Source organism: Mesorhizobium sp. M7A.F.Ca.CA.002.05.1.1, from assembly GCF_003998335.1.
In the GTDB taxonomy this organism is placed as follows: Bacteria; Pseudomonadota; Alphaproteobacteria; order Rhizobiales; family Rhizobiaceae; genus Mesorhizobium.
The window spans coordinates 1-1,020 of sequence record NZ_RZQI01001364.1; the positions used below are offsets into that span (position 1 = coordinate 1).

Annotated in this window: 2 protein-coding genes; both read right to left on the reverse strand. The window is 66.3% G+C overall.

Features of this window, described 5'->3' with window-relative positions; genetic code table 11:
• Positions 1-93: 93 nt before the first annotated feature.
• The gene (locus tag EN939_RS35575; protein WP_127269733.1) at positions 94-372 is read right to left on the reverse strand and encodes a hypothetical protein; all 279 of its coding nucleotides are present in this window, start codon (positions 370-372) and stop codon (positions 94-96) included.
• 101 nt (positions 373-473) lie between these two features.
• On the reverse strand, positions 474-1,020 hold a 547-nt coding region (locus EN939_RS35580; RefSeq protein WP_127271988.1), incomplete at its 5' end, for a DUF1223 domain-containing protein.

Sequence of the window (1,020 nt, forward strand, 5' to 3'; positions counted from 1 at the left end):
CCCCGTCACTATACGGGGAGAGGATGCCGGTAGGCAGGTGAGGGGCAGCGCCAAGGGCCGCCCTTGTGAATGAACGGCTGAGACGCGGCAGAACTAGTTGGCCGGAGCCATCGCATCCGTTGCCGGTTTCATCGCATCCGTCGCCGGCTTCATGGCGTCGGCGGCCGGCTTCATGGAATTGGTTTCCATCGGATCGGCCGGCTTCATTGCATCGTTTGCAGGCTTCATCGCATCCGCGGCCGGTTTCATGGCATTTGCAGCCGGCTTCATCGCGTTGGTCGCGTCGTCGGCGCGGGCGATGCCGCCGGCAAACAGCGCCGTCGAGCACAGAGCGAGAGCGAGCGCCGGCAGCGTCAGGCGGGAAATGGTCATGATGATCTCCTTGGGTTGGTCGTGATGGCGCGCCCTCTTGGCGGCCGTGCTATGCGGCGCCGCTCCATGCGGCGTTGCGCAATCTCTTGTCGAAGCGCGATCTAGTCGGTCGCGGCCGCCAGGATCGGTCCGCCACCGGGCGACTGCACGAGCACGGCCGTGCTCAGGCCGCCGGATGCGTGGGGCAGCGGATACGTCGTGGCCGCGCCGGTCCAGCCGCCGAGTTTTTCGAGCGCATGCACGACATTGGCGTGGGGCAAGGTGCGGCCGGTGTTTTCGCCGCGCGACACCGGCACCTCGACGATGCCCTTGGCATAGCGCACCAGCCAGACATCGGCGTGGCCGCCAGGTGCGGCGCCGGCGCCGATGCTGATCTTGCCGCCATCGAGCGACAATGCCGGGCCGCTCGTCCGGCCGCTCACCGAGATCAGCTTTTCGATCTCGCCAGGTGCGGCGCCGACGACATCGGCATGGCCGTTGACCACCACTTGCGGCGTGAACGGCCCGTCATGGCCGAGCGCCGGCTCGTAATTGACCTGGCGCCGGGTGAATTCCTGTTTTCCGAAAATGTCCTTCCAGCCGAGATAGTCCCAGTAGGTGACGTTGAACGACAGCGCCAGCACGCTGGGCTGGTCCTTGACCCTGATC

Coding starts and splice junctions, on each gene's coding strand:
- EN939_RS35575 (WP_127269733.1), bottom strand. CDS start 372: ATGACCATTTCCCGCCTGACGCTGCCGGCGCTCGCTCTCGCTCTGTGC.